The organism is Alkalimarinus alittae (assembly GCF_026016465.1).
Taxonomy (GTDB): Bacteria; Pseudomonadota; Gammaproteobacteria; order Pseudomonadales; family Oleiphilaceae; genus Alkalimarinus; species Alkalimarinus alittae.
In genome coordinates this window covers 519,203-542,727 of the sequence record NZ_CP100390.1, presented here as the reverse complement: position 1 = coordinate 542,727, position 23,525 = coordinate 519,203, and the positions used below count along the sequence as shown (strand labels likewise).

General features: G+C 43.6%; 19 protein-coding genes. 7 read left to right on the top strand and 12 right to left on the bottom strand.

The window, feature by feature from the left end; all coding sequences use genetic code 11:
• Positions 1–29: 29 nt before the first annotated feature.
• Both NKI27_RS02355 and NKI27_RS02350 read right to left on the bottom strand, forming a co-directional pair.
• Positions 30–2,984 carry an HD domain-containing phosphohydrolase gene (locus NKI27_RS02355; protein WP_265048097.1) on the bottom strand — a complete coding sequence of 985 codons (2,955 nt, stop codon included), beginning with the start codon at positions 2,982–2,984 and terminating at the stop codon, positions 30–32.
• 123 nt (positions 2,985–3,107) lie between these two features.
• Complete coding sequence (locus NKI27_RS02350; protein WP_265048096.1) at positions 3,108–3,986, bottom strand: DMT family transporter; 879 nt, start codon at positions 3,984–3,986, stop codon at positions 3,108–3,110.
• A gap of 99 nt (positions 3,987–4,085) precedes the next feature.
• On the opposite strand from NKI27_RS02350, the gene NKI27_RS02345 reads away from it, so the two are divergent.
• The 4 genes from NKI27_RS02345 (at position 4,086) to NKI27_RS02330 (ending at position 7,870) form a co-directional block, all read left to right on the top strand.
• Complete coding sequence (locus NKI27_RS02345) at positions 4,086–4,886, top strand: substrate-binding periplasmic protein (RefSeq protein ID WP_265048095.1); 801 nt, start codon at positions 4,086–4,088, stop codon at positions 4,884–4,886.
• A gap of 244 nt (positions 4,887–5,130) precedes the next feature.
• Entirely contained in the window at positions 5,131–6,339 is a 1,209-nt protein-coding gene (locus NKI27_RS02340; RefSeq protein WP_265048094.1) for an iron-containing alcohol dehydrogenase, read from the top strand.
• Between the two features lie 191 nt (positions 6,340–6,530).
• On the top strand, positions 6,531–7,058 hold the full coding sequence (locus tag NKI27_RS19320) for a type II secretion system protein (RefSeq protein ID WP_320109443.1): 528 nt from the start codon (positions 6,531–6,533) through the stop codon (positions 7,056–7,058).
• A gap of 203 nt (positions 7,059–7,261) precedes the next feature.
• The gene (locus tag NKI27_RS02330; protein ID WP_265048093.1) at positions 7,262–7,870 is read left to right on the top strand and encodes a CCXG family PEP-CTERM protein; all 609 of its coding nucleotides are present in this window, start codon (positions 7,262–7,264) and stop codon (positions 7,868–7,870) included.
• A gap of 62 nt (positions 7,871–7,932) precedes the next feature.
• On the opposite strand, the gene NKI27_RS02325 is transcribed toward NKI27_RS02330, so the two are convergent.
• From NKI27_RS02325 to thiI, 7 genes are all read right to left on the bottom strand, one after another.
• A complete protein-coding gene (locus tag NKI27_RS02325; protein WP_265048092.1) occupies positions 7,933–9,480 on the bottom strand; it encodes an aldehyde dehydrogenase family protein in 1,548 nt (515 codons plus the stop codon).
• On the bottom strand, positions 9,477–9,899 hold the full coding sequence (locus tag NKI27_RS02320; protein WP_265048091.1) for a hypothetical protein: 423 nt from the start codon (positions 9,897–9,899) through the stop codon (positions 9,477–9,479). Before NKI27_RS02320 ends, NKI27_RS02325 begins: the two co-directional genes overlap by 4 nt.
• On the bottom strand, positions 9,899–11,341 hold the full coding sequence (locus NKI27_RS02315) for a GMC family oxidoreductase N-terminal domain-containing protein (protein ID WP_265048090.1): 1,443 nt from the start codon (positions 11,339–11,341) through the stop codon (positions 9,899–9,901). Before NKI27_RS02315 ends, NKI27_RS02320 begins: the two co-directional genes overlap by 1 nt.
• 32 nt (positions 11,342–11,373) lie before the next feature.
• Complete coding sequence (locus tag NKI27_RS02310; protein WP_265048089.1) at positions 11,374–12,579, bottom strand: amino acid deaminase/aldolase; 1,206 nt, start codon at positions 12,577–12,579, stop codon at positions 11,374–11,376.
• Positions 12,580–12,625: 46 nt separating this feature from the next.
• A complete protein-coding gene (locus tag NKI27_RS02305) occupies positions 12,626–14,095 on the bottom strand; it encodes an OmpP1/FadL family transporter (RefSeq protein WP_265048088.1) in 1,470 nt (489 codons plus the stop codon).
• 82 nt (positions 14,096–14,177) lie between these two features.
• Positions 14,178–14,822 (bottom strand): TetR/AcrR family transcriptional regulator, encoded by a 645-nt coding sequence (locus NKI27_RS02300; protein ID WP_265048087.1) that lies wholly within the window; start codon positions 14,820–14,822, stop codon positions 14,178–14,180.
• Positions 14,823–15,090: 268 nt separating this feature from the next.
• The gene (gene thiI / locus NKI27_RS02295; RefSeq protein WP_265048086.1) at positions 15,091–16,542 is read right to left on the bottom strand and encodes a tRNA uracil 4-sulfurtransferase ThiI; all 1,452 of its coding nucleotides are present in this window, start codon (positions 16,540–16,542) and stop codon (positions 15,091–15,093) included.
• Between the two features lie 264 nt (positions 16,543–16,806).
• Between thiI and ppnN the strand changes: the two genes are divergently transcribed.
• Positions 16,807–18,162 carry a nucleotide 5'-monophosphate nucleosidase PpnN gene (gene ppnN / locus NKI27_RS02290; RefSeq protein ID WP_265049459.1) on the top strand — a complete coding sequence of 452 codons (1,356 nt, stop codon included), beginning with the start codon at positions 16,807–16,809 and terminating at the stop codon, positions 18,160–18,162.
• A 114-nt stretch (positions 18,163–18,276) separates the two neighbouring features.
• Here ppnN and NKI27_RS02285 read toward each other — a convergent pair whose 3' ends face one another.
• A complete protein-coding gene (locus NKI27_RS02285) occupies positions 18,277–18,543 on the bottom strand; it encodes a c-type cytochrome (protein ID WP_265049458.1) in 267 nt (88 codons plus the stop codon).
• A 255-nt stretch (positions 18,544–18,798) separates the two neighbouring features.
• On the bottom strand, positions 18,799–19,401 hold the full coding sequence (locus tag NKI27_RS02280; protein ID WP_265048085.1) for a copper chaperone PCu(A)C: 603 nt from the start codon (positions 19,399–19,401) through the stop codon (positions 18,799–18,801).
• Between the two features lie 176 nt (positions 19,402–19,577).
• Here NKI27_RS02280 and hemH point away from each other — a divergent pair, with 176 nt between their 5' ends.
• Positions 19,578–20,567 carry a ferrochelatase gene (hemH, locus tag NKI27_RS02275; RefSeq protein ID WP_265048084.1) on the top strand — a complete coding sequence of 330 codons (990 nt, stop codon included), beginning with the start codon at positions 19,578–19,580 and terminating at the stop codon, positions 20,565–20,567.
• A 2-nt stretch (positions 20,568–20,569) separates the two neighbouring features.
• On the opposite strand, the gene NKI27_RS02270 is transcribed toward hemH, so the two are convergent.
• On the bottom strand, positions 20,570–21,451 hold the full coding sequence (locus NKI27_RS02270; RefSeq protein ID WP_265048083.1) for an AraC family transcriptional regulator: 882 nt from the start codon (positions 21,449–21,451) through the stop codon (positions 20,570–20,572).
• Positions 21,452–22,029: 578 nt separating this feature from the next.
• On the opposite strand from NKI27_RS02270, the gene NKI27_RS02265 reads away from it, so the two are divergent.
• Positions 22,030–23,523, top strand: a complete 1,494-nt coding sequence (locus tag NKI27_RS02265; RefSeq protein WP_265048082.1) for a CoA-acylating methylmalonate-semialdehyde dehydrogenase — start codon at positions 22,030–22,032, stop codon at positions 23,521–23,523.
• Positions 23,524–23,525: the final 2 nt, after the last annotated feature.

Below are 23,525 nucleotides of genomic sequence, written 5' to 3'. Positions count from 1 at the left end.
GCGGCGATAATATCAATATTATCGCCGCTTTATTCATTAAGGTAGCGTGATATATCTACGTGATCAATCTGCTCAGGTTGCAGGTATTTCTCGCCATACACCAGATATATTCCCGACGTTAAAAACAACTCAAACAAGTCAGCATCGATATGATTATTGTTCTTCATATGCCCCATTATCTCAATTGCCTGGCTAAGGGTTTTAGGCCTTTTATACGGTCGATCTGATGCCGTTAATGCCTCAAATATATCCGCTATGGCCATCATACGAGCACTCATAGGCATATCGTCTCGCTTAAGCCGCTTTGGGTAGCCAGTACCGTCCATCTTTTCATGATGGCCACCTGCAATTTCGGGTACCGCACTCATCTGCTTTGGAAACGGCAATTTGTTCAGCATTATAATTGTTTGAGTGATGTGATTATTGATAATAAAGCGCTCTTCAGCTGTTAGAGTACCTCGCTCTACAGATAGGTTGTAAAGCTCGCCTTTATTAAATTTATTTTCTGGCACATCAAGCCTAAAGCCCCACGGGTTATCGGGGTCATCATACTGACTCGGCTCGCGCGCTATAATATGATCGTCACGGTCAGCCAATATTGTTTCTTGAACCGGAAGCATTGAGACTGGCGACCTGTCTTTGCGCTGCAACTCTTCCCACGACAAACCAATACGATCATCGAGTGTGCGCGTCCACGTTGTTTTCGCAATTTGTCTCAGCCTGCTTAGCTTCTCTGGCGCCATAAACTCTCCACCTTGATTACACTCCGCAATAAATACAAAGTCTTCATCCAACTGGGCAAGTGCTCGCTCAAGAGCTGGCTTTAAGGCTTGTTCGTTGCCGCCACGGGCTATGGCTTTCCAATAACTGAGTTCAGCTTCTCGTTTAGCCACCTCAAAGCGCATTCTGATTTCATGAATTCGATCATATATTGTTTCGAGCTTAGTCGACTTATCGATCACATATTCAGGCGTGGTCACCTTGCCGCAGTCATGAAGCCAACTAGCAATATGAAGCTCCTCCCATTGCGCCTTCTTTAGTTTGAACCCAGAAAAGCGTTCATCATCACTCGTACTCGCGGCTTGAGCAAGCATGTGGGTTAACTCAGGTACCCGCTGACAATGCCCGCCGGTATAGGGGGATTTTTCATCAATAGCCCCAGCAATTAACTTAATAAATGCATCCAATAAATTTTTCTGCGCTTCTACCATTTGGCTACTTTCAATCGTCAACGCACTAAAACCAGCAACCGCCTGTACAAAGTCGAGTTTATCGGCAGATGCTTCACTGTTTGTCAGAGGGTCAAACAGCAAGCAAATCATTCCAATATGATCGAGCTGCCTGTTTCTCAACGGGAATACCACCACCTTAAGCTCATTGACCCCCATTGCATCTAACACTTCAATCGCACTTATTCGGTTTGCGTTCATGTTTTCTGGTTTTTCATGCCGATCTACTGTAAACGCTTCACTCTGGTGGCTTTTAATTGCCTTGTGCAATAACGTGTCACCTTCACTATTCACCGCCGTTAACCGCGTCTTAACAATACCCTCTGGCGTCATAAAACAAGAAGGGTTCAACATCGTTTCATCTTCCGAAAGGAGGTAAACAATCGCCCCTGAAGCAGAGCTGACGTGCATGGTGTCACTGGTTATTTTCTCTAATAGTCGTTCAAAATCTTTTTCGCCAGCAACCGCATTTATCATTTCGATAAAGTTGTGAATCGTATCTTGCATCAGCTGTATTGAACGACTCAAATCGCTAATTTCAAGAATAAAGGATTTAACCTGAGTAGGCTTACTAAAATCAAATCGGCGTACACGGGATGACTGTTCTGCAAGCATTTTTAATGGGTTAGCGATCTTTGTGGCGATCAGCAGTGCAACAGGAATCGACAGAAAAATAACCAAAATGGTAATCAAAACGGACTGATGTCTGACCTCGATAGCCTCAAACAACAGCTCTTCTGTTGGCACAAGAATGACTAATCGTAGATTAAAATCATCAATTAAATCAACATCTCGCACAGCCACTAGCCATTTATCTTCTTTTAGCTGAAAAAAGTCACCACTGTCATAATGTGATGCACCTCGGCTAATCACTTTATTCAACAATGTGTTATTAAGCTCTTTAACCGATTTAAGCTGAGTGTCATCAAGCGAGCTACTGAGTACAAAGTCACCACCTTCTGAACTTGCTAACAAACGGTCTTCTTTATCAATAAGATAAAGCAGTGATCCTTGCGTTATTTGGCTTTGTTTTAATGTCTTAGATAGGTTATTAATCGAGATATCAGCCGCTACTACCGCGTCATTGGCCGTATTGTATTTCGCAACCGTAATGCCCACCAAACCAGAAAAAAAGAACATGTACGGTTCAGTGGCAATGGTTGAGTCACTACTCAAAGCCCGTTTATACCAACTCCTTGCTAGAGGGTCGTAGGTGGTCTGCCCTAATGACCTTACCCCTAACTGCACTAATTCAGTACTGTAATAATACCGCGTTAAAATACCAACGCCTGAGTCTGTTTCAATATTATCGACAACATAGGCCGTATCTACTGCCGCGCCATATTGGTTTCGCTCGGATTCATTATTGATGCGGCGAACAATCAGTGCCTCGCTATTAGCATACCCCACTAGCATGTTGAGAAGTTCAGGTTTAGTACGAAGCACGCTAGTTAAAGGCTCAAGATATTCGGCTCGCTGCTCAAAGCTTGAAGCCTTCAAAAGACCTGAAAAGGAAAGTAAATCAACAGTAGTCGCTACAGGATGATAGGCTGACTCAAACTTTAATAAGACGTCTTTTGCGATACGATCAAAGGTCACTTCAGCATCATCAATGATCAAGGTCGTAATCTTCTGATAATGAAAAACACCTAACGCCACACCGAGCAAAACAACAAAAGAAACAATGGCAACAAAAAGGTGTATTCGAATAGGAAAGCTATACGGCGATGACGCTGGCTTATCATTTACGTTCAAAATATTCTCGCTTTTTTTATTATTGAACTACAATAACCCGATAATTCGACAGGGCTCTGGTACGCCACACATAAGCATAGTCCAAACTTAGGGCGTGTCTGCTTTATTTTCGAAATCGAGTACTTAACCAGGCATACGGTTAGACAACTTACGTTTCTCGCTTTGTAGGTTAATATAATTACCTAAAAACATAATGCAACCACCAACAAGCACAGCCCAGTCAAGTGGTTCGCTATACAACAAAAAACCGACCAACGCGATTAGTGGCAAGCGCATAAAGTCCATTGGAACAACCACTGAGGCATCGACCAATTGCATAGCTCTTGCGATACAGTAATGAGCCGTTAAAGCAGAGATGGCAACAACTGTAATCAGCAGCCACTCACCTAACGATGGCATGCTAAACTCATGCAGTATGGGTAATAGCCCCAAAGGCAGCTGAATAATAGTCATATAAAACAGAATAGAAAGCGGGCTATCGGTACCCACCAACGACTTAGTTTTGATATAAGCCAGACTGTAGCAAATCGCTCCTAGAAGAACGGCATAAGACGCAGGTTGTATAGACGCTATCCCAGGCCTCAAAATAACTAGCATGCCTGTAAAGCCCATCAATATCGCGATACTACGTCCTTTTGTCATTCGTTCACCCAACATAATGACAGCAAACATCGCTGTCCATATCGGGACTGTAAACTCGATTGCAAACACATCAGATAGGGGAAGATAAGCCAACCCTAGAAACCAACCGAATTGCCCTCCAAAGTGAGCAACATTTCTCACAACGTGAGTCGATAGTTTATGAGTTCGAATTAATACCCAACCTTTATAGTTGATAAGCACACTCAAAACCAACAGCCCCACAATACTTCTAAAGAAGAGTATTTCAAAGGTGCTTAAGGTATAAGATAACTCTCTTCCTGCAATCGCCATCAGCGTAAATGATGACAGCGTACCTAACATCCAAATAATCGCTACGGTCGCAGGGTTCAGTCTATTCATGTAGTCATTTCTCCATAAAGGCCACATTAGCTACAATAATGGCTATCTCCTTCTATACTCAAGATAGCTGTTTCATTATTGCCAGAGAACTATAGACCCGTGACCAAAATAATAACGAAACTATTTTTACTGATGGCCTGCACTTATATCAGTAATACGTTCAGTGAAGAGGTGAATTATCTTATCGTTGAGGGTAAGTCTCCCCCTTTTCAGATAACACATGAAGGCAAAAGTAATGGGGGTATTATTACCGATATAGTGAAGGAAGTATTTAATGGCTCCCCATACACTGTAAAATATCATGTATTGCCGCTAAACCGGCTATATAAAATAGTGGAATCCGGACAGTTAGACAACTGGATAGCCTATGATGCAAAAGCTTGGAACTCATTAAGCCAGTGGGGAGACTTTGTTTCTGAACCCTTATTTTCTGTTAATCACACCTATTTAACGTGCAAAAAGAACCCTCCCGCTCAAATTAAGTCTGTGAGCGAGCTAAGTCATCAAAACATCGCAATCATAAGAGACTTTATTCACCCTGAACTCAATGAACTTGAAGACAGTCACCTACTCAACCTTGTCCCCGTCGAAAATTACTCACAAGGTATAAACCTAGCGGCCCTTAACAGAGTCGATGGTTTTGTTGAAATGGAGCTGAGAATTCGCTTCAATATTAAAAATGAATTAACCAACAACTCATGCTTTCAGTTTGTCTACATGGGCGACATTATTCCAACTTACTCGATCTACTTTAGTACAGATAAACGTAACACTGATATTAATACGTTTGTAAATAAACGAATAAAAGCACTTAAAAAGGCAAACGAAATAGATAAGATTATGAGCCGCTACACCCAAACCGGGGCCAATAGATTGGCCACTAAAAAAACAGCACCATAACCTGAAAATGTTGAGTTTTTAGGCTCCCGTCTAGAATCCAACAAAAAATCCTGTAAAAACCATTTTTCTCTTCTGCATCCAGTATGTTTTTATTACACTTAAAATTGATCAGTATGACTTTAGCTATTTTTCATGTTAGAGTAATTGCTCTACAAAAGACGTTTGCACGACTTTAAGGGCGCAGCAAAGACTAGGTATTGTGTCATTAGTTAGACACAGGGATTCAATAAAAGGGTTATTAACGATGCTATTTTCACTTCAAGTTAAAGGTTATCAGGGTTTAATGGGGGCGATGAAATTCGCAGCGAAAGTCGTCCCAATGCCTAAGCCAACATTATTCACGGGTGTAGACTCTTCTCTCGATCTTTGTGACGCAATTAGTCAGATGGGTACTAAAAAAGTACTGATTGTTACTGATGCGATGTTAATAAAGCTCGGTGTGCTCGATAAAATTCAAGCGCGATTAACTAAAAACAACATTGAATTTGCGATCTACGACGGCGTACTTCCTGATCCAACATACGACCAAGTCGAAACAGGCCTTAACATTTATAACAAGCATAAATGTGAAGCTATTTTAGCGGTAGGCGGCGGCTCTCCTATTGATGCAGCTAAAGTAATCGCAGCACGTGCAACCAACAATCGTGAAATTAAGAAATTGGCAGGAATGTTTAAAGTCTGGACGGCTCCGGCACCGCTTTTTGCTATCCCTACTACAGCAGGAACAGGTTCAGAAGTCACCATTGCAGCGGTTGTATCTGACCCAATTACTCACCAGAAAACGCCTTTAATTGATCCTAAATTAGTACCAATGATGGCCGCACTAGACGCGGGACTTATGACAGGTCTACCAGCACCTGTAACGTCTGCAACCGGTATGGATGCGTTAACACATGCTGTAGAAGCGTATATTTCTAAGAATGCGTCTAGCGACACAGATGGTTATGCCATTGCCGCGACTCGCCTTATTATGGAAAACCTGTCTACTGCAGTTAAAAAAGGCAGCGACCTTGAAGCACGTCAGAACATGGCACTGGCATCATACTACGCAGGCCTAGCATTTACTAAAGCTAGCTTGGGTTATGTTCATGCCATCTCCCACAACTTTGGCGCTAAGTACTCAACACCTCACGGTTTAGGTAATGCCATAGTATTACCATATGTGTTGGATTACTCAAAAGAAGAGATCAATGATCGTCTAGCTGAACTCGCTATCGTTAGTGGTCTTAAAACCGGTAAAGAAAGCAATTCTGAGCTAGCTCAGAAATTTATCGACAAGATTCGAGCAATGCTTAAAGAGTTTAATATTCCTGAGAAACTAGAAGCCTTAAAGCCTGAAGATATCCCAGAAATCGCAAGATTGGCGCTAAAAGAAGCTCATTACAACTATCCTGTTCCTAAGTATATGGATCAAGAAACATGTGAAACCTTTATCAAGCAGATGGTTGCTTAATAAACGTAACTCATAAAACTAAAAAAGGCGCGTTGATTCAAACGCGCCTTTTTTGTTGCGCCACACAGTTGTTATAACCCAAACATTCCCCCCCCGCATAAAGCTCGCTACCTTTTACAATTTTTTAAATGACTCTATGCAAAATATAGGTAAGATACGGCAAGCAATACGTTAATTGAGATATATTTTCTGTGGTAAATAAAGACTTCACAATCAAACACTTTAACCCTGACGGGTTTACACTCATTGAGCTTGTCATCGTTATTCTCATACTGGCCATATTGGCCGCATTCGCTTTGCCTCGTTTTTCCAATATTGGGGAGGATGCTCAGCGAGCATCTGTTGAAGCCACTGCCGCGGCCTTTAATGTAGGTGTTAAAAATGTACACCTGCAATGGAATGCCGCAGGTAGCCCTGGCGCTGTACTGAACTTCGTTAAGATAAACGACCCCATCGTTGCCGGTGACTTAAGCGTAAATGCAGCAGGCTGGCCCGCCGATACACGCGGTGTAAGCTTAACGCTAAATAGCCAAGATGATTGCCTTGATGTATGGCGTGCAGTGCTAGCTACAAACTCTGAGCAAGTAGGCAGTTCAGGTGCTAGCGACTACCTTGCGGTCTATAATGGGTCTAACCGCTGTACCTACACGTATCAAGAGAACACCGCTTTCACCATACGCTATGACTCAAATACCGGTGAAGTTATACCGAACACATAGCGTACCTCACCCTCTAAACATGTTTTTTGTAGGCGCCGCTCTTAACTGCGATTCTCTTAACCTTAAAACAAACGCTATTCTCCTCCCCCCAGAACGCCTTAGCCAAGCCAGATTTTACATTCGTTTGCATTAGATTTTTATTAAATACGTTATGCTAGTTCACATATTAACTATTTTATTAAAGCATAAAACGAGATCCACTTATGAAGAAAGTATCCTCAGTATTATCAGCTGCCGCGGCTGTAGTTCTTAGCTCAACTGTTAACGCGAGCCTGATCACTCTTGATAGCAGAAGTATTGATGTCGCTATCGATAATACTGATTTTGTATCTTCATGGACCAATCAAACGTCAGCCATTACTCATACTGATATCGATACATTCGACCTATATCGCTCAGGCAACAATACCATCAACCTAATGACCATTGATTTCGATATGGTGTCTATGGGTTCCTGGGGGTTTGATTTAGGTTTAGATGCCGGTTACGGTGCCGCGTTTTACTTAGACAATACACTAGTCAGCAGCAGAACAGATAATCTTTGGTGGGCATACAACTGGAATAACAGTGACGTAATGCATGTACTTGATAACACCTTGACGGCAGGTGCACATACGCTAGAGATTTACTGGGCAGAAAACTGTTGCAATGGCGCAAGCAGTGCAAAATTCACAACAGACGGTATTAACTGGCAAGCGCTTTCAAGCGAAAACATTGCAAAAGCTGCATCAGTGACTGAACCAGCGACTATTGCACTATTTAGCTTAGGTCTTGTGGGCTTATCGCTGACTCGTATAAAGAAAAAAAGCTAATTATAGTGAACACCTACCTGCTCTAAGATTGCAGGTAGGTGTTTATGTTATCCCGCCTCGTATTACCCTCTCGGCTTCTGAGATTCTGATTCTAGCTTAATGCCGCTAATAGCAAACCTAACCCACTTTTGTAGTCCTTTACCAAACAACGCGTCGATAAATTGACTAAACAATGCGTATTTCGCTCGGGTATAAGGGTACCAGTTAGCTTCTATTTTAGCGCTTTGGGTGTCCACTAGAATCGCTTTTGACTGAGTCATGCCTAGCAACCCCTCTGCCCCTTTGACTCGACCAAAACCACTCTGCTTTGTCCCACCAAAAGGTAGTGCCGGATTACCCTCTGTTAGCATTACGTTGTTGATAGAAACCGCCCCCACCTCTAACGCTCTGGCGACTCGATCACCACGCTTCAGGTCTTTACTCCAGACACTGGCACTTAAACCAAACTCCGTATTGTTTGACTCAGCTATCACCTCTTGCTCAGAGCTAAACGCGGATATAGTGATGACCGGACCAAATGTCTCCTGGCTCAAGACGGTCATATCTGTTGTTGCGTCTTCGATGATAGTTGGCAGATAAAAGGGCATATCATCAGATAACATTTCGCCGCCAGCAATAATCTTTGCGCCCGCCGCTTTTGCTTCATCAACCTGCTTACGAATAATATCTAGCTGAAAGTCTGCGGTGATACCGCCAATATCTGCATCCCCATCATCACCCGAATTAACCACTAACTTGGCGCACTCTTCTTTGAGTTTCTCAACAAAGGGGTGGTAGATGCTCTGGTGAACATATACGCGCTCAACAGAAGTACAGGATTGACCGGCATTAGTCATAGCCCCCCACAAACAACCCGCTACAGTGCGCTCGATATTAACGTCATCAAACACGATCATTTGATCTTTTCCACCCAGCTCAAGTTCAACTGGAATCAAATAATTCGCCGCTTGACTGAGTATCTTTTTGCCCGTGCGCGCACTCCCCGTAAAGAATATTTTTGCAGGTCGCTGATCAATCAATCGTTGCGCTGTTAAGCCTGTGCCATAGACAACATTCACGCACTGCCTAAATAGAGGCGCAGCCGAAATAACCTCTTCTATAAGGCCATTCAGCGGTGTTATTTCAGACGGTTTAAACACCACTGAATTACCGGCAGCCAAAGCGGTTAAAATAGACACCATCGCGATATTAAATGGATAGTTCCAAGGCGCGATGATTAACACCACACCTAAGGCTTCATGATATATTTTTGATTTTTTGCCCAATAACGCTATCGGTGTATGCGCTTTTTCATCTGCTAAAATCTTAGGTGCATTGGCAATCAGCCAGTCGGCATAATCCAGCACACCCATCGCCTCTGAGACTAAGGCATCCGTTCGGCTTTTGCCGGTTTCAAGTATCACTTTATCAACGATTGTTTCACGGCGTTCGTAGATCGCATCTCGAACTTTTTTAAGTGCTTCGACTCGCTCTTTAACCGTAGTCTTTTTTAAGTCCTGAAAGCCTTGCCGTGCAGCTTGATAGACGGCTTGCACTTGTTCTTCAGAGGTTTCACTGATTTCGTAAAGCGTTTCTAAGGTCACACTGTTTTTTACTACAATGGCATTCATTGCCCTGCACTCCCATTTGACTCATCCATCTCGCAATTCACCTGATAGCCAATCGCCTCATGTACTAAAGGGCCTTGGTAAAACTCACTGGTTTTATTCGAATAATAAAGACTGAACACCACGCCTTTGACCCCCACATTAAGTAATCTAAGCAATCCGCCTATCGGCTCAGGAAAAGCAGATTCTTTATCCATCAACCTTAAAAGACCTTTAAGCAGAGCATTCGGCGCAACACTAAACACCTTCATTAATAATTTAAAATCTTTCACATCTGCGGCAGGTGTAGGCGCCATCACTTCATCCACATGGTCAATACAACCGGTTTCTGAAAAAGACGGAAAACCATAACCACCCGGAATGACTAGGTCACCTACTTTGATTAACCCACGAATTTCGCGTTGAGATAAAAACAGAGACATTAGGGCTGTACCTCCACAACAGGTGATTTACTTTTTATTTTGGCCGTTGACGATACTCCACACTCAGCAAGAATGTGCTCGCTAGCTTTATGTGCCAATGCCATAATGCTCAGTGATGGGTTTATACCCGGGGCTGATGGAAATATCGATGAATCTGCAATAAATACGTTAGGATGATCATGCACTTGAAAATGCTCATTAACGACTGAGTTGCGACCATCTTTACCCAACGTACACCCCCCCATTAGGTGTAAGCCTATTTTAATGGGCGATTTCATGACGTCTCTGGCACCAAGGGAATTAAACAACGTTTCAACCACTCGTATCCCAGCGTTAGCGCGCTGCCAATCGGCATCAGCCATCGTCTTTTTAATTTTTAATCGTCCTGACTTATCAATATTGATCGTTCCAGCGGTTGCGTCTCTTATCGCTACTTCTATGCAGGCCATATTGCGGTATTTCTGCATAAAGCGTTGATGATCAAGACCAAACCCTGGCTTCAATAACGAAACGGCAATAGGGCCAGCAAAGACATTTTCTAATTTAAAGCCTTGTTGGCGAAAGCGCGGATCTTGGGATTTAACAGATTGAAATGCCCCTTTGTGAGCGTCAACGATCTCATCAAACAGTGCGATATTCATAAACTGAGGGTGACAGGTGAAGTTGCTTCCTAACCCAGGCAACTTATCTTTAAAACCCGATTTCAACAGCATTTGAGTGGAGCCTAACGCGCCGCCCGCCACAATACATCGCCGCCCATATACTTGCCGCGCGGCGCCATACTGATCACCGTACACAGTAACGAGATTGGTGCCATGAATAATCTGCGATACATTAAATTCGGTTTCTATTTCAAGTCCATGCTGTTGCGCTTTCTTAATAAACGTGACCAATGAACTTTGTTTGGAATCTCGTGGGCAACCCCCTAGGCATACCACACAGTCGTTTCCTTGGCCGCAATTACTTTGGCCTCGGCGCAAGGGTGCCCACTCCATACCACACTTATCAAACCCTTCGACATACAACTCTGCGTTACGGTTCCAGTCGCATTTCTCCATAGTGTGAAGCGCCAAGTGCGACTCTACTTCATCATAGTGTCGTGACATCGTGCTGCTAGAATAGAAATCAACACCCGTGCGGGCGCGCCAATCATCAAATGCGTTATCGTCAAAACGATCTAGCAAACACTGGTTAATAATACTACCGCCACCTAACACTTTACCTCGAAGAAACAATAGCCCGGCATCGGTCGAGGTATCCATTCCGCCACTCCACATTAATGAGGCATTGGCAGTCATTTCATTTCGCGGGAAGGTTTTAGCTGAATGCGCCTTACCCGCTTCCAGCATTAAAACCCGTGCACCGGCTTTACATAAGTTATATGCCAACACGCCGCCCGACGGGCCTGAGCCTATAATCACGAAATCATAAATATCTGCCACTTGTTATCCCTCTCTTATTATGAAGTTTATGCTTAGATAAATGATTTTCCATGACCACGATAGGTCAGGCATTTATCTACCACTTCACCATTTTTTATCAACAGCAACTCATTAAAACGCTCACAAAGCTCGCCAGCTTTACTGTGCCTAAATAAAACAGGGTCACCGTGTGCTAACGCACTTGTTATATTTTGGGATTGTTTCTTAGGTGCTCGCTTTAACGGCGTCTGAACTTCTCCTGCACCTTCGTTTTCGTCTAACACAAACCCTTCTGGTAAGTACGGCTTGGGGGCTTTCTCAATACCGACGCCCCCCGATGCAATATAGCCACCACCACTACAAGTGACATAGCCATCCCCTGAATTTCGCGAGACTTCTAATGCAAAACCTGCCGCCGGCAGATAATTAAAATCGTTATAGTAATCAAATAAATGAGGGCTATAGAAACCTGACCCGACGGCCAATTCGGTAACCGATGGATCAAGCTGTGTGGAGTCAATACTGCCTGTACCCCCACCATTTACAAACCGAAGGCAGGCACCCGCTTGTTCTAAGGCGCGTACAACCGAAACTCTACGTCGCGTCAGTATAGGAATCGAGATTCGCTTTAACCAAGGTACTGCTTTATTTTGTAGTTCCTTGCCAGGTGTCTTTTCACCCACCCCTGCTATTTGTGCTTCATACCCCATCACCCCATCTAGTTTAACCGAGGCGTTTTTTGTAATCGTACGGTACAGTTTAACGGCTTTATCGGGGGTAGTAATCGGCGAGCGACGAACACCAAAATAGATCCCCGGAAAGCTCGTAGACATATCTACGTCCATACAAACCGGTTGCACCACACCTAGCTGCTTGGCTATTCTCGCAATTAACTCAACATGCTCAGGCGAGTCCACCATTAATACGATGGTTTTGCCACTGAGGGTCGCCTTACAGGCCGACTCAATGGCGCTAGCTTGCATTGATGGATACGCTACCAACAAGTCATCCAACCCTTGCTCGGCCAAAAACGCAGCCTCATCTGGATGAAAACACATCACCCCTTGAAAACGAGGTGAGAAGCTTAATAAGCGCTTGATAATATCTACGCTGCGCAGTGATTTAGACACTACTCTAACGGGCATATCGCCCGCGCGATCAAGTATCGCACGGGCATTTTTCTCTAGATAATCAAGGTTGACATAGGCAAGGGGTAACGTCTGCCCTTGCAATGTATTTTTATAGCCCAGATAGTTCATTATGCTCCTAAATGTAACTGACTAAATAAGTGTTGGCGCTGAAATGCTACTCACCAAACGTCCACCTTAAACCCACAGCTAAGGACGTGTATTGAGTTTCAACATTACTCTGATTGGTAGCCGCATCACCAAATATTGACGCATCGCCTTCGCTGACATCTCGGTCAAATGCAAACGTGTGCTGCAAGCCTGCATCAACGACAATAGTCTCGTTAAGTTCATAACTAAACCCGACTGAAAGCGCTTTATAATCATCAAACGCAAATCCTATAGAGGCTGTCTGATCAGGAATTGGGGTTTTCTCATACGCAATACCAGCACGCAAGGTCCACTCGGGGTTTAGCTTGAATCCGCCACCAATAGCCACGCGCCATGAGTCATTCCAATATTGTGGTGTGCTAAGTACATCACCGGTATCTGCCAACTCAACATCAATCGACTTAAAACGGCTCCAATTAGTCCAGTTGGCATCCGCCTGAACATGCCAGCGTTCATTGATTTGATGGAACCCACTCAATGACAACATTTCTGGTGTCACTAGTTCCACGGTGCCTGATGTTGAATGCGTGGTTAAATTAGGGTCAAGCGCGGATAAAATAGCCTCTGCATTTGCAGGAATTGTGAAATTGGCGCTGCCTTCAAGAGTATGCTCTATTTTACTTCTGAAGTTCATCCCTACCCGCGTACCTTCGCTAAACTCGTAAAGTACACCAGCAGTGAAGCCGTACTCGATATCATGGCCTTTAACTTTAAAATACCCATCACTACTATTGCTGCCTGGGGCGCCTATCCCAATCCCTGCGCAACTGTTGCCGCCAGTCAGACCTAAACTCTGTGCACCACTACAATAGCCTGCAACGTTGATCGCCTGCTCAATGCTGGCAGAAATGCGCTGCATATTAATGCCGCCCCCCAAAGACAGCTGATCATTTACCTTTAAGCTAGCCATAAAACCTATATTGATGCCGGTAATTTCGGACTCTAGCGAAAAGTAACGGCCAACAGTATTTCGGCCAAAATCTGACCCGCTTGCATAAGGTGCATTAATAGAAAGGCCAAACGCAAGTTGCTCATACTGAGGGAGAGCAAGATAGATACTGGGCAAAGCAAACACGTCACTAACTGATGGCGATCCATCACCTTGCAAAGGGGCTGTGGTATAAGTGCTTAGACTCGTCATTTGGTCTAGGCTAGCGCCGGTCGACTTAACATCGGTATCAGTCGACAATAGGCTCAAGTTAACCACTAGCTCTGATTGTTTAATACGGGATAACCCCGCAGGATTATAAAAAGCCGTTGATGCATCTTCAGCTTCAGCCGCGCCACCTGAAAAAGCATCACCTAGTCGTTTTGCACTTTGCTCGTCAACATAATACCCCTGTGCAGCCAGTGGGCCACTCATCATTAAAGCGCTTATCGCTAGCACTTTCGGAGAGACCGTCACATTCTTGACCCGCCCTCGGTTAAAATTTACCCCTGAAAAACAAGCTCGTTCTAATGTGTTATTCTTATTCATGGCTTACTCCCAATACGTCATCACAATAATTTTTATTATTAAATAACCTAGTTAAAGCCCGATTATTCGAGTGCGGTAAACCTTATTTCAGTGTCGCACGCTCTCTTAAATAGGCTTTCACCATCAGTTTTAATTCTGACAATAACTTTTCTGCCTGTGCCTCATCCATCGTCATAGATAGTCGCAATATCGCCCCACAGGTGCGTGGCAGCATCACACAGATAAGCCAAATACGATCATCGTCGAGCCCTATAAATGTTGACTTAGCTTTTACTGATAAGCTATCGGCATTGTCATAAAGCTCCCCAAGATCAAGTTCTTGCAACTCTGGCATCGACTCCACCCCAGACCATATTTCTTTATACCCAGGCTCTGATCGGTAAAATTTAGCATATACATCGATCAAGTGATCAAAGCCCTCATCCAGATCAAAGTCGAGCATAAAGGCTTGTAAGATGCCATTTAGCTTTTCTATATGCAGCTGCGCAATGGCTTTAATAATTGCCGCTTTATTAGGGAAGTAACGGTAGAGAGATGGCAACGAAATACCCGCTCGGCGAGCAACCTCTGATGTTTTTAACCCCTGAACACCGACTTCTTTGATTAACTCAACCGTGCAACTAAGAATAGTATTGACCCGCTCGCGACTACGCCCTTGAACCGGCTTTCTCCGTGGTTCAACGTCTGTTGGCGCTACTTGAGCATCTTTTGGACTTTCTATGTTCATTAATCAGCCTCTTGATTTAATTAGAGTCTAGCCTTGAATCTAAAAGATGACAACATATCACGTTTTAGATTTTGCGTATTTTGTGAACAGGTATGCAACCTCGATTATTCGAGAGACATATCTAACAGGTCAAAAGAAAGGGTTGTTAGCTTAAGATAAAGGAGATAGAGGCTAAAGAAGATAGAGGCACTAACATCAAGACAGAACCAATGATCAGCCTGAGTCTAGAGCCTCTAGTAAAAGAGCGTTGGAGTCTTAGTGGCGAGGATTAACCCCTATAAACCAATACATTATCAAAGCCTTCACCTTTCAGGTGACTGGCGTGCAGCTGGCTCATTGTGCCCTTTTCGCAGTAAAGCAAATAGCGTTTTGAAAGGTCTATGTCTTGGGTTTTACTCATCAACTCGAAAAACGGGATGCTTATTATTTTATTATTGGTTAAATGCAACGGCTTGCGTTCGGCCTCATCAGGGTGGCGAATATCCACAATTACATCGTCAATAGAAGGCGTTGAAACAATCTCAACATCATCAACAGTGACGATTGAGTCCAATACTTGGTCGATAGTGACCCAGACCTGATCCTCTACGGCTTTATCCAGAACAGCGAAATCAAAGCGTTCTTCTTCTCTTTCAATTTTCTCAATTTTTGCCCGTGTTGTTGGACGATCAGAGATGACGCCACAGTACTCCGGCATGGTTTTGGCAAAATCTTCTGTGCCAATCTCAGCGGAAATTCGAATAATTTCTGGTTTATCCATCGTGATAAGCGGCCTTAAGACCAAGGTATCAGTTACTTTGTCGATCACCGATAAGTTAGTAAGTGTTTGGCTCGACACCTGAGCAACACTTTCTCCGGTCACCAACGCTTGCACACTCATCTGCTCTGCTACTTGCGAGGCAGCTCTAAGCATCATCCGTTTCAGTACAACCCCCATTTGCGAATGATGTACACTCTTTAGGATTTCAGCAACAACCTCTTCAAAAGGAACCGTCACAAACTTTACTTTATGTGATGACCCATACTGTTCCCACAAATGAAGAGACACTTGCTTAACGCCTATTTCATGCGCTGATCCGCCTAAGTTAAAAAAGCAAAAATGCGTTCTTAGGCCTCGTCTCATGGTCAGGAAACTAGAGACGGTTGAGTCAAAGCCACCCGAGATTAATGACAATACGCTATCTAGACAGCCGATTGGAAAACCGCCTAGCCCTTGGTATCGCTTCTCGATGATGTAGAGTTTTTCATCCCTAATTTCAAGTTTAACGACGACTTCAGGATTGTGTAGGTCAACCGATTTACCTTCGGTAAATTTAAGCAGGCCCCCACCTACATATCGTTCAACATCTGTAGACCTAAACTCATGCTTACCCGCCCTTTTCACTCGCACAACAAAGCTTTTACCTGCAATCATCGGCGCATAGGTGACACGCGTCTTTTCAAGTATATCGTCAAAGTCACTGTACTCATGCTCGGTAACCTGCAATATATTTGCAATACCGGGTATACGCTGTAACGCATCAATCACGTCAGTTGATATATCTGTCAACTCGACTGGCAAATCTACTTCAATTTTATCCCACTGCCCTGCCACCTCAATACGCTCGTCCACTCGCTTAAGAATTTTTCTAATGTTTCTCTTAAGCTGTTTTACAAACTGCTTACGTACGGGCTTGCTTTTAATGGTGATTTCGGGGAATAGTTTGACGATAAATTTCATTTTTTTGCCTGTAAAACGGGATCTTTAAATAACTAGATGAGGGCGTAATCGACTATTTTACCTGTTGTCACCCAGATTTCATAACACTGATGCACGCTCATTAATAAGCGTTTATAAAACATAACGCTACAGACCTTTCTGAAATCTACTAGACTTATTAATATACAGCAGACATAAACCCGACAGACGCCCAACACAATCACCACTGCGCACTTGCGTTAAGCGGTAACTATTATTGATAGAGGCAACATGACCAACCCAGGAATTAACGCACGAATCACCCCTGAAGGATCACTAGAAGTGCTATCTCGGTACGAAGTAAGCCTTCTTAAAGATAAAAGTAAAAAAGGACTATATGATATTTTTCGCCAATGCGCGTTGGCCGTTCTAAACTGCGGCAATGAAAGTGATGACTGCAAAGCGATTATGGAACGATACAAAGAATTTGACATAAAGCTAGTCAACCAGCCTAGAGGTATAAAACTGGAACTGACCAATGCCCCTGCCAGCGCATTCGTTGATGGCGAGATGATAAAGGGCATTAAAGAGCACTTATTCTCAGCTTTACGCGACATTGTTCATGCTAAAAGTGTTTTAGCAAAAAGCGCTGAACTTAACCTCGACTCATCCAGCGGCATAACAAATGTTATTTTTCATCAACTACGTAATGCTCAATTTTTTACTGCAGGGGCACTGCCTAACATTGTTGTATGTTGGGGAGGGCATTCTATTAGCCGTCAGGAGTATGATTTTACCAAAAAAGTCGGCCATGAGTTGGGGTTAAGAGGCCTCAACATTTGCACCGGTTGCGGCCCTGGCGCGATGAAAGGCCCGATGAAAGGTGCCACCATTGCCCACGCTAAGCAACGGATTCATAACGGTCGCTATATTGGTATCAGTGAGCCCGGCATCATCGCAGCAGAGTCACCGAACCCTATTGTGAACGAACTCACTATTCTGCCTGACATTGAAAAACGGTTAGAAGCCTTCGTTCGGATAGGCCATGGAATCATCGTTTTCCCTGGTGGAGTTGGAACAGCAGAGGAAATTCTATATTTACTAGGTGTACTGCTTCACCCGGCCAACAAAAAACTACCATTCCCCGTATTTTTCGTCGGGTCAAAAGAAAATGCGTCTTACTTTAAAATGATTGACACCTTTATTGGTGGCGCATTAGGTGAAGAGGCTCAAAAGCGGTATAAAATCATCATTGACGACCCTATTAGAGTCGCCAAAGAAATTAAAAAAGGGATAGATGAAGTAGCCCATTATCGAAGAGTCCACCGTGATGCTTACTACTTTAATTGGCTCCTAAAAATTGACCCTCTATTCCAGCAGCCGTTTCAACCCACTCATGAGAATATGGCTAATTTACAACTACATCGAGACCAACCCGTTCACTTATTAGCGGCCAATCTACGAAGAGCCTTCTCAGGCATTGTTGCAGGCAATGTTAAGGATGAAGGGGTTCGACGAGTAGAGAAGTTCGGCCCGTTTGAGATTCATGGCGATAAAACCATTCTTGACCCACTAGAAGGGCTGTTAGAATCATTTATCAAAGAAAATAGAATGAAATTACCCGGGAAAGTGTATACACCAAGTTATCGTATAATTAATTAGTGCCTTAAAACCTAAAATAAAACCCGCAATCTACCGATAAAAAAACAGCGACCTAATGGTCGCTGTTTTTTCAACCGTAATAAACGGTTAAGCTTATCTGCTGCTAAGTTGAAATTACTTCAAGCTAGCGTAATAAGCAGCTAAGTTAGCGATATCTGCATCACTTAATGCAGCCGCTTGGCCTTGCATGATAGGCGCTTGACCACCAGTACGCTGTTTAGCTTTGTATGCTTTAAGAGCACTTACAAGGTATTGCTCTTGCTGACCCGCCAAGTTAGGGTAAATTGGAATCATTGCAACACCCGCTGGGCCGTGACATGCAGCACAAACACCTGACTTTGCTTTTCCTGCAGCAACATCACCACCGGCAGTCGCCATCATAGGTGCTGAAACAGCTAATGTGGCCGCGATAGCCAATACAGAATTTTTCAATGCTCTCATATGTTGATCCTCTCAAATCGTAGTAGTATTTTTTCTTAAATCTAATTATCAGCTACCACCGCTCGCGTCTACTACAAACAATACAACAACATAATAACAGCGGGGGCAGCAGACTAAATGTCAGCGTTTATAAAACACACTATTTAATCAATACTACTGCTAATTGAAAATGATATCCATCAAGGATGAGAATGTTTAATGATGCATTTGATGATCACCGTGGGACATTTCCATGTCGGGCTCACCTTCTGGAGGGTGCGAAACCATCAATTTCATATCGACAGCCCCATGATTCTCAAAAACGAGCGTTATTGGCACCATACTGCCTACATTTAATGGTTGTTTTAAATTTATCAGCATAATGTGATAGCCCGCGGGTTCAAACATTACAAGGCCTTTAGCAGGTACAGTTAAACCTTGTAACTTGGTCATTCTCATAATGCCGTTATTCATGTCTGTTGCATGCATTTCTACTTTTTCTGCTACCGGTGACTCGATTGCAATCAACCGGTCATCTTGCTGACTGTAGTTGTGTAGCATCATATAAGCTGCTGTAGTGTTCGCAACGGGAGGCACAGCCCTCACCCATGTCATATGCGCCTGAATATCTGACTTTTTAGGGTGCGTCATCTCTGCCGCAGCCGTGAGAGCCGTTAGACTCACTATTAACATTAAACAGGTTGTTGCTAAGTATTGCTGCCATCGCATCATTAACTCTCCTAGAGCGTTTAAACTTTTTGCTATTTTAACGACTATTAAGTCAATATACCGAGTGATTTCTGCGTCATTTTGTCGCACCAGACCGCGCCCTTTCAGAGATAATAGGTTATATCGGCCGTATGGCTTGCCAACACTCCTTTCGGTCGATAATCTTACACCCACCAATAATCTAGCGCCTATTGAGCTAGAGCAATGTATCGCAAGTATGTAATGAAGATAATTAATTACCCCCCATTTTTAACAACGAGATAAGCATGAACCCAAGTGTCGACAGCAAAAAAGCCGTTCTTTTGGTCAATCTTGGCACACCTGATGAGCCCACAGCCCCCGCCATTCGTCGTTATCTCAAAGAGTTTTTGAGTGACCCCCGTGTTATTGAAACACCAAGGGTCATTTGGTGGTTTATACTCAACCTTATTATCTTAAGGTTCCGCCCTTCCAAGCTTGTAGAGCCCTACAGCGGTATCTGGCAAGATGGCGAGTCACCCATTCGTCGTATCACCAATCAGCAAGTGGCTAAATTACAGCAACGGTTAAATCGGAACATTCAGACGCAACACGTTAAAGTGGCGGCCGCCATGACCTATGGAAATCCTTCTTTTCAAACGGTTCTAAAAGAACTGCAAGTAGACGGCTATGACGACATTTTGGTATTGCCGCTTTATCCACAATACTCAGCTACCACAACTGCTGCTTCATGGGATGCGTTGAGCCGCGCAATCAAAAAGATGCGTAATATTCCTCAGGTGCACTTTATTAAGCGTTACTGCCAACATCCTTTATATATAGAGGCCTTGGCCACAACTGTACGCAACCACTGGGAGTCAACCGGGCGACAAGCAAAACTATTTTTCTCATTTCATGGCATTCCTAAGTCATATATTGATAAAGGCGACCCTTATCAATCAGAGTGTATTACAACAGCCAACTTGGTTGCTGAAGCTTTACAGCTTTCTGACGATCAGTGGCAACTTTGCTATCAATCACGAGTTGGGGCTGCCGAGTGGCTTAAGCCATACACAGACGAAACAATGAAAGCCTTAGGTAACACTAAACTCAAAGGGTTGGATGTAATCTGCCCTGGGTTTTCGGCTGACTGTTTAGAAACAATCGAAGAGATTGATGAAGAAAATCGTGGGTACTTTGAAGCAGCTGGTGGCTCAGATTTCCATTACATTCCAGCACTTAATGATCAAGATATCCACATCGACCTGTTAGAAGCATTAGTTAAAGAAAACTTATAACGCTATCGGTAACGTACTTTCTTGTACTCGGTCGGTGACATGCCTATTACTTTTTTAAATAACCTTGAAAAATAATAGGCATCATCGTAACCGAGCTCTCGTGCAATTTCATTGATATGCTGTGTAGACACATCCAACAGATAGCAGGCGTGCTCCATTTTTAAATGAATGAAATGCTGAATCGGCGAGCGCCCAGTGAGATCTTTATATTTTTTTGAAAAGTAGTATTTAGACAAATTAGCCTTTACCGCTAGCGAATCCAGGTCTAGATGCTCATGAATATGGTGCTGCATGATGCCGTGTATTTCATCTAAATTGAGTGATTTACTTTCTCCAGCCTTCACTGTGGGTATCAAAATCGCAATATAAGTCATCAATTGTTTAAGGTGGTTTGCGATATGGATATACACTTTTTGCCCAAATCCTGAGGCACTAATGGCCAGCAATGATTCGAACCCTGCCACTAACCGAGGCATTACGCCTAGTGGAATAATGGGCGTTTCAAAACTGTAATTCAGGTTATCAAGATAGGCTTGACTAAGCGCCCCCTCAAAGTGGATCCAAAATATCGTCCAAGGGTTATCCTCATTAGCCTTATACGAATGCAGGCTGTCTTTTGGTAACACCACTAAATTGCCTTTTCTCACATGGTGATGTCGCCCCTCCACCACTAACTCAGCCTCACCATCAATACAGTAGATCAACAAATGATCATCATGATGATCTCGCTGCATATTATGCCCCCTCGCTTTAGGGTAATAGCCAAAGCGAAGCGGGTAAAGGTCTTTGCAAAGCACACTTTCTGTGAACAGCGTCACAATAAAATCAGGAACAAAAAAACGAATTCCCTCAACCGGAAGAGGCCAATCTGAAGTCAATGACATTATAAGCAACTGTATTTAATTGGTAATTTAGTGAATATAGGTTCAACTCTTTCACACTGAAAAGCAATATAGTCCATCAATGCAGCAATTTAGTCAATCCAGAACCTGACCTTATTCGGTTTACAATCATTTCATCGCTGCTAATCAGGGTTCGATCAGGAAAACGAATTTGCCCAATGTATTGGTCTATATATGGACCCACTACTTGAGCTAAGTTGCACACAGGCAATCAAATAAAAACAATAGCTATCGTGCAAAAAGTAATATTAAAAAAATAAATAAAAATTGAATAAAAATAATAACGATGCGGAAGGATGGAATCGTTACTGATTAGCAGTCTTGTTCTTTCTTTGGCTTTTTAGCCAATGACGATGAGTCATCGTTCTTAATGGGTCGTCATTCTAATTGGCTGCTCTGGCGTTTCCTGCTCCATAAAATTCAACGCACCATCCTCCTTTATCAATCATTAGCGCATTTCGCAATATATAACCAGTCATAACCGCACTCTTCTGACGTTAGACTGACTATACTGATAAACAGCCGCTCTCTATATTTTATCGGCCATAAAGGACAAATCCATGCATAACAATATCCCTATGTACATTGATGGCGAATTTATTCAAAGCCAAAGCACTCGCGCCATACCTGTTACCAACCCTGCGACCCAGCTTGTTTTAACCAATGCACCTTGCGCTACTCAAGATGAAGTAGCGTTCGCCATAGCCAGCGCCAAAACAGCCTTTGAGAGCTGGAAAGAAACCCCCTCTCCTGAGCGCGCACGCCTTATGATGCGTTATCAGCAGCTGTTAAAAGAGCACCATGATGAACTAGCAGAAATACTCAGTCAGGAAACCGGTAAAATTTTTGCCGATGCTAAAGGTGATGTATGGAGAGGCATTGAAGTCGTAGAGCAAGCCTGTAATATTTCTTCATTGATGATGGGAGAAACAGCAGAGAACGTCGCCAGAAATATCGACACCTATAGTTATATTCAACCCCTTGGTGTTTGCGCAGGCGTAACCCCATTTAACTTCCCCGCGATGATTCCCTTATGGATGTTTCCGTTGGCGATTGCTTGCGGTAATACCTTTATTTTGAAACCTTCAGAACAAGACCCTATGACCCCCATGCGACTGGCTGAGCTTTTTCATGAAGCGGGTTTTCCTAAAGGGCTACTACAGGTGATTCATGGCGATAAAGAACAAGTTGACCAAATTATCAACCACCCTGATGTAAGAGCAATCTCATTTGTTGGTTCAGCACATGTTGGGCAACACATCTATCGTACAGGCACACATAACCTAAAGCGTGTTCAATGCATGACCGGCGCTAAGAACCATATGGTCATCATGCCTGATGCAAACAAGTCACAGGTGATTAACAATATCGTGGGGGCTTCAGTTGGCGCAGCGGGTCAGCGCTGCATGGCAATTAGTGTGGCGGTATTTGTCGGCGCGAGTAAAGACTGGATTCCTGAAATAAAAGAAGCCATTGCCAGTGTAAGACCCGGGCTTTGGAATGATGAAGACGCGGGCTTCGGCCCGGTAATAAGCCCCCAAGCTAGAACCCGTATTCTCAGTTTAATCGAGCAAGGCAAGCAAGAAGGCGCTAACTGTGAACTCGATGGATCGACCTTTACGCTTCCTGAATATCCCGAAGGGAACTGGGTCGGCCCAACGCTATTTTCTGGCGTCACACCTGACATGACCATCTACAAAGAAGAAATATTCGGCCCGGTATTATTAACGATGGAATCGGAGTCACTCGAGCAAGCCGTAGAACTTATCAATAACAATGCCTTTGGTAACGGAACCTCAATTTTCACAGAGTCAGGGTCGGCTGCCCGCTATTTTCAGCACAACATCGAAGTGGGTCAAGTGGGGATTAATGTGCCTATCCCTGTACCGCTTCCCTTCTTCTCATTTACCGGTTGGAAAAACTCTTTCTATGGCGATCATCACGCCTATGGGAAACAAGGTGTTCGCTTTTATACCGAAACGAAAACCATCACGTCTCGCTGGTTTGATGAAGAAGCGCTTCACGGCCCTAATATGACAATTACACTAAAATAAAC